Consider the following 6,361-nt stretch of genomic DNA (forward strand, 5'->3'; position numbering starts at 1 on the left):
TTGCTGTTGTCAACTCAAGAGAGATTTCAGCTATCGATCGCTCTTGGCTATCTATAATATTCTCACCAATTCACTCAAATTGGAACCGTGTATGCACTATCGTAAATTCACCGTAATTTCACTGCGATCGCCTCCTAGTAGACTAAATTAGAAGCGGATGAGAACCGGAATTAGACTTTTGCCTTTTCCATTGGTAAACGCAGAATAATGCGTCGTTGGTGTCTTGTTAACAGCCCTTCTTCCTCGAATTGCTGTAACATCCGCGTTACCGATACCCTAGTCGTATTTATAACTTCAGCTATTTCTTGATGGGTAACAGCAACGTCTATTAATCTTCCCAGATCGACATCGCGACCGAATTTTTGACCTAGCCAGATTAAAAACTGCCACAATCTAAGCGAAACGGGTTTGCGGTGAATAATGCTCAGCAATTCCTCTGTTTGGCAAACGTGAGACATCATTGCCTCTACAGTCAAATGCCATAACTCAGATGGAATTATAGTTGTTTCAACACTGGTCAAACACTCAATTTGGTAGGGAACGACTCGCGATAAAGGTTGACCGACTAGATCTCCTGCACCCCAGTAACCCAGAGTAATTAACGTGCCGCTTTCGCTCCAAGTAACAGTGCGCACGGCTCCGCGCTCAATCCGCCATAAAATATTTGGACGAGGGGGAATCAGGTCGTGTCGGGCAAAGAGTCGTTGGGATGACTGAGGAACAAGGCTAGGAGTTGTAGTAGAGATTGCCATAAGACGAGAGGACAAAGGGGACAGTGAGAATTCAAAATTCAAAATTCAAAATTCAAAATTGAGACAAGGGAGACAAGGGGGAGAGAAAACAGCTCTCCACTGCTTCATAGCGGTTTTCAATTGGGTAAAACAGACGATCTGTAGGGGCGCACAGCCGTGCGCCCTTACAAATGTCACGCACGCAATCGAGAATTGCTATCATCCTTCTAAAGTTAGGGAGGAAATTTCTGTGGCTTGACCCTGTTGTGTTATGCGACAGAGGGGATTTATAGCTATAGCAAAGACTGACTGTGCGATCCCAAATGGCGATCGCGTTGAGACAAATCAAAATATTATTAGGTAGTAGATCGGGTAAGATTTGCGATCGCGCTTGCCTTTGCCTCAACCATCGCCAAAACAACAATGGGAAAAACGACAGTGTGAAACTTGGCACTTCTGAAGCCATATTTTCAAGTGCAACCGCACTCGCTTTCCCTAGCAAAGACATTAGGGCATTCTGGCACTTGAGCTTCATCAGTCACATGCTCGCTCTTACCTACAACATCTCACGACTAAGCTTTATGACTAAACGTCTCTATTCCTAAACTTTTATTATTACTACTTGTTAGCTAGATATTAAAACGCTTAGTTTAAGAAGTCAGTAAGTTTTCATTAAAAAGTGAATTGTCAGTTGTAAGTCGTACGGGCGGGTTTTGACCAAAGATTTACAGTCGCAGTTGTCTATCTATTTGCTAAACTCGCCCTACAGAAGTCGGAAGTCAGTAAGCATCTATTCACCAGCCACCAGCCACTGGTTCCACCGCCACTAGTTACTGGTCACTGCTAAGAGCGTTGTCCGGTAACGATGTAAGCGACTCGCTGACCGACGTTGGTAGCGTGATCTGCCATCCTTTCTAAGTGGCGAATTACCAAAGCTAATAACAACCAAGGTTCTAAAACTCCTTGGATATCTCTTTCTGTTGCTAAAGTGTGATAAAGATTTTCGTATGAGTCGTCTACAGCGTCGTCTAATTGCTTGACTGCTAACCCTGCTTGTGCATCTAGATCCGCTAGTGCCATTAAGCTAGCCGCTAACATAGCTTGGGCGTGGTGAGACATAATCTCGATCTGAGGGATGCATTTATGAGGGGGATAGGGAAATAGCTTAATCGCAATTTCTCCTAAGTCCTCAGCATAGTCTCCAATTCTTTCTAAGTCTCGCACCAGTTGCATAAAGGCACTTAGCAAGCGTAAATCCTTTGCTACTGGTGCTTCTAAAGTTAGTAGCGCAGCGCACTCAATCTCAACGTGGCGATAAAATTGATCGATTTGCTTGTCGAGCAGTGGTAGTTCCTCTGCTGCTGATAGGTTTCGGGCAAACAGTGCTTGATGACTGAGGCGAAATGAGTTTTCTACCAAAGCTCCCATGCGCAAAATATCTCGCTCTAGACGTTTGAGGCGACGCTCAAAGTGAGTGCGGCTAGGTTGGTGAGGTTGGAAAGGAACAGCATCTACGTTGAGCAATTCTGACACCGTAGTATAAAGGTAGGATTTTATTATTAGTTATAAATCTTGTTAACTGTATCTGTCACTGGCAGGAAAAGCAGATTGTGACGTAAATTACTAACTATATTCACTATATATAAGCATCTACATTTACTATTATAAGCATCTGCTCTGTCATTGAGTTGGCAACTCAACTTGCAGCCAAGCACCTTTAGTTTCAGGATGGTTCATGGCTTTTACCGTGCCACCATGTGCCGAAACAATTTGTTTGACGATCGCTAAGCCCAAACCACTACCGTGAGTTGTAAAAGGAGAAATTTTCTTTGAGTCGGGTGTGGTTTGTCTAGCTCTGGCTAGATCCCCACGATAAAGGCGTTCAAATACGTAAGGTAAATCGGTCGGTGGAAAGCCGCAGCCAGAGTCAATAATATTTATTTGCACGTAATTAGATTTAGTTTCTGAATTAATTAGTTCGACATTAACCCAAATCGTGCTTTGAAAAGGGCTATATTTGATACTGTTATCGAGTAAATTTAATAACACTTGCGTTAGACGAGACTTATCTGCCTCGATCCACAAAGTTTCTGCACCGGAATAGGATAAACGGAGCTGCTGTCGCTGTGCTAAAGGTTCTATAGTGTGCCATACGGAATCAATCAGCGATCGCAATTCCACTGGTTCGCGCTTGAGCTGACGGCTGGGATCTAACTCTAGTTGGCTTAATTCCAACCAATTTTGCACTAAACTAATCAATCTTTCCACTTCTGGTAAGAGGCGATCGACCCAAAGTTTATATGGTGGTTCGAGTTGTTGCTGTAAGTTTTCTACCACCAATAAAATTGAAGTCAATGGCGTTTTGAGTTCGTGTGCTAAATCGGAAACCCAGCGATCGCGAGTCCGCGCTAAATCGAGCAATGGCTGGCGATTTTCCAAAAATACGCCCACCTGTCCGTTTTGTAGAGGTAAGGTGGCTGCGTTCATCGTCAGCGCTCTCAATTCACTCAGTGCTGCTGCATCTGCACTCGCTGGATGAAACAACCACTCTTTAACCTGCGGCTGCTGTCTTTCTCTCGTTTGCTCGATTAACTGATCCAATTCGTAGGAACGCACCCACTCCAATAGCAAGCGCACCTGTCCTGGTTCCCATTTTTGCAAGCCTAGCAATTGCTGTGCCTGTTGGTTGCACCACAACAACTGATTTTCTTCGTCTACTTGCAAGTATCCTACAGGAGCGACTTGCATCAACTGCTCCCAGGTTTGCAGTTTAGCTTGCAACTCTTCCCGTTGCTGTTGCGCCGAAACAATTTCGTGCCGCAACCGAGGGATAGCTCCCAGGGAAGTTGCCATCTCACTATCATTAGATACTGTTCGCAGTAAACGCCGCAATCTAGCTTGCAATTGGGTATATTGCCACAACCACAAGCAAATTCCTATCCCTAGTCCCAGCAAAAACGCCAGCAGTACCATCAGAAAGGTTCAGGATCAAAAGTGGGTTAACTATCACTTTAACCCTTCTTACTAGGGAGCAGGGAGTAGGGAAAAGAGAGCTGAGGGAGCTGAGGGAACTGAGGGAGCAAGAACTGTCAACTGTCTTCACGCAGTGTAGCGTCAGCGCCTACTGTCAACTGTTAACCAACAACCATCAACCTATCCAAATCGATAGCCAAACCCGCGCACCGTTACCAAATATTCTGGGTGGCTGGGGTCTTTTTCGAGTTTTTCCCGCAACCAACGAATGTGAACGTCTACAGTTTTGCTGTCTCCAACAAAATCTGCTCCCCAGACTTGGTCGAGCAATTGCTCTCGCGACCAGACGCGGCGCGGATAAGTCATGAAGAGTTCTAGCAAGCGGAATTCTTTAGGGGAAAGGTTGACTTCTTGCGCTCTGACGGTTACGCGGCACTCTTGCGGATAAAGGGTGACATCTTTAAATTGTAGAATCGGGACTTGTGGTAATACGCCTATGCGCTGGCGGCGTAACAAAGCACGACACCGCGCGACTAACTCCCGCATACTAAAAGGCTTTGTCAGATAGTCGTCTGCGCCAACTTCCAAACCCAAGACGCGATCGGTTTCGCTGCCTTTGGCGCTCAAAATCAAGATTGGTACTTGATTTCCTTGGTGGCGGAGCAAGCGACAGATATCTAAACCATTGATCTGAGGCAGCATTAGATCTAAAATCACCAGATCGAAGGGAAAATCTCCGAAGGTAGGTTCGCTACTCTGAAGTAAGGTCAAAGCTGTACGTCCGTCAGCAGCAGTAGCGATCGCAAAACCTTCCGCCTCCAAAGCCATTACGAGCATTTCCCGAATCAGGTTTTCGTCTTCTACCACCAGAATGCGGCTCATGTGCCCGATTTCCACCTTGGGGGAACTGTTGGTCAATTCGCGAGTAAACATCGTTTTTATCGATCTGTTCTTGCACCATTATTATCTAATCGGAAGACATCCGAAATCCTTTCAACTGCAAATTTCTGGAAATTTAGAGAAATCCAGATCTTGACAGTCTGCATTCACTCAGATATATTTTTTACAGTACAAATGTACTGTAAACGGATAGATTGCGGTTAGTGTGTAGCTTTGGGCTAATTGCTAAGCGCTACCTGCCAGTTTTTACAGTCATTTCAGCAATTTCACTGCTTTGCGATCGCCTCAAGGAAGGCTAGCTTAGGATCTATATCTTAGGGTATAGCCACGAGTATTCGTTTTAACTTAAATCTCTCTTAAATTTAGTTGCAGGAGTTGCAATATGAATCGATTCGTAGCTAAAGACAGTACAGATCGTTTGTTAACATTTCAACGCATTCTGGCTGATAGAAAGGATATGTCATTAAAAATTGCCACTAAACAAGAGGAGGCGGACAAGGAAAAGAATAAACAAATTCTACAAACTGCTGCTAGCTATACAGTAGATAACATCGTGAAAGGCTTAGCCGAACTGCAACTAGAGTTTGGCGGAATTGTTAACGGACTATCAGAGAAATTATCTAAAGAGACTTCTAAGTTAGACGAACTCAAGCGTGCTATTGAAGTAGAGACTCAGAATTTACAAGAATTACAACAAATTAGAGTTGTTGCTGATACTCTGTACATTTTAAATCAAGAGCATCAAGAAAAATTAAAATTAATTGAGCAAGGCGCAACAACTCAGCAGGAAAACTTAGAAAAAGAAATAACGCAAACACGAAAAATTGGGCAGCAAGAGCAAGTAGAGTTTGAAACAAACATACAATATCACAATGAATTGTTAGTTAAAGAACGACAGCGAGAAGTAGAAGAGTATCAATATCGACTCGCACAAACACAAAAAATTAACGCTGATACTTACCAACTAAAAAAGCGTACGCTTGAAAGAGAAATAGAAGAAGCAACGCAAGCTAAAGAAAAAGATTGGGCAGAACGGGAAAAAGTTTTGACCGAACAACAGTCATTGCTGGGAGAATATACAAAACAAATTGCTGCCTTCCCTACAGAATTAGAAGAAGCAGTTAAAAAAGCTAGAGAAGAAGCGATTAAAGATGTCAACCAGGATGCAAAAGTTAAAGCCGATCTATTTGAGAAAGAATGGCAAGCAGCAAAACAGAGTTACGAATTACAAGTGCAGTCTTTAGAGCAAGTTATTACTAGACAAATAGAGCAAATTGAAAACTTAACAGCGCAAATGCAAGCCGCACAGCAACAAGCTCAAGAATTAGCATTAAGAGCCTTTCAAAATGGAACTAGAGGTTAGGGGAAGAATGAAGATATAAGGGAGACAAGTCAGGAACCATCTTTCTTCCCCTACTCCCTGTTCGCTGATAACTAAAAACTGAAAAGGAGATTATTTATGGTAGTAAGAAAACTAAGTGAAAAGAGTACGAAAGCTGAGATCCTAGCGGCTTATGAGGAGATGTCGAAAGAAAAAACCATTCTGAAATCTCAACTCGATAAATTAGCTAAGGAAACTTCAGTAGTTCAAGCAAAACCAATATCCGAGCCAAAACTAGCTATGAATCAATCTGCAACCGTGCAACAAAGAATGAATTCTATTATTGATAACTTAGGGAAAATTCAGCTAGGAGTTGGTAGTGCTGTCAGCGAATTATCAGAGCAGCTTACTACAGAAGCTTCCAAATTACAAGAGA

6 protein-coding genes and 1 pseudogene are annotated in these 6,361 nt (G+C 43.2%); 2 read left to right on the top strand and 5 right to left on the bottom strand.

The features are described from left to right. Positions 1-170 precede the first annotated feature (170 nt). The 5 genes from C7Y66_RS18535 to C7Y66_RS18550 form a co-directional block, all read right to left on the bottom strand. A complete protein-coding gene (locus C7Y66_RS18535) occupies positions 171-752 on the bottom strand; it encodes a Crp/Fnr family transcriptional regulator (protein WP_106546717.1) in 582 nt (193 codons plus the stop codon). A gap of 52 nt (positions 753-804) precedes the next feature. Continuing rightward, positions 805-1,266, bottom strand: coding sequence for a hypothetical protein (locus C7Y66_RS30590; protein WP_146149819.1), 462 nt, complete (start codon positions 1,264-1,266; stop codon positions 805-807). Between the two features lie 308 nt (positions 1,267-1,574). After that, positions 1,575-2,264, bottom strand: a complete 690-nt coding sequence (gene phoU / locus C7Y66_RS18540; RefSeq protein ID WP_039716080.1) for a phosphate signaling complex protein PhoU — start codon at positions 2,262-2,264, stop codon at positions 1,575-1,577. 147 nt (positions 2,265-2,411) lie between these two features. Next, complete coding sequence (locus C7Y66_RS18545; RefSeq protein WP_106546718.1) at positions 2,412-3,704, bottom strand: cell wall metabolism sensor histidine kinase WalK; 1,293 nt, start codon at positions 3,702-3,704, stop codon at positions 2,412-2,414. 180 nt (positions 3,705-3,884) lie between these two features. After that, the gene (locus C7Y66_RS18550) at positions 3,885-4,637 is read right to left on the bottom strand and encodes a response regulator transcription factor (RefSeq protein ID WP_015153506.1); all 753 of its coding nucleotides are present in this window, start codon (positions 4,635-4,637) and stop codon (positions 3,885-3,887) included. Between the two features lie 349 nt (positions 4,638-4,986). On the opposite strand from C7Y66_RS18550, the gene C7Y66_RS18555 reads away from it, so the two are divergent. Beyond that, a complete protein-coding gene (locus tag C7Y66_RS18555) occupies positions 4,987-5,967 on the top strand; it encodes a hypothetical protein (RefSeq protein ID WP_106546719.1) in 981 nt (326 codons plus the stop codon). A gap of 96 nt (positions 5,968-6,063) precedes the next feature. Next, positions 6,064-6,361, top strand: a pseudogene (locus C7Y66_RS18560) (hypothetical protein); the annotation flags it as partial.

The sequence above is a fragment of the Chroococcidiopsis sp. CCALA 051 genome (assembly GCF_003015105.1).
In the GTDB taxonomy this organism is placed as follows: domain Bacteria; phylum Cyanobacteriota; class Cyanobacteriia; order Cyanobacteriales; family Chroococcidiopsidaceae; genus Chroococcidiopsis; species Chroococcidiopsis thermalis.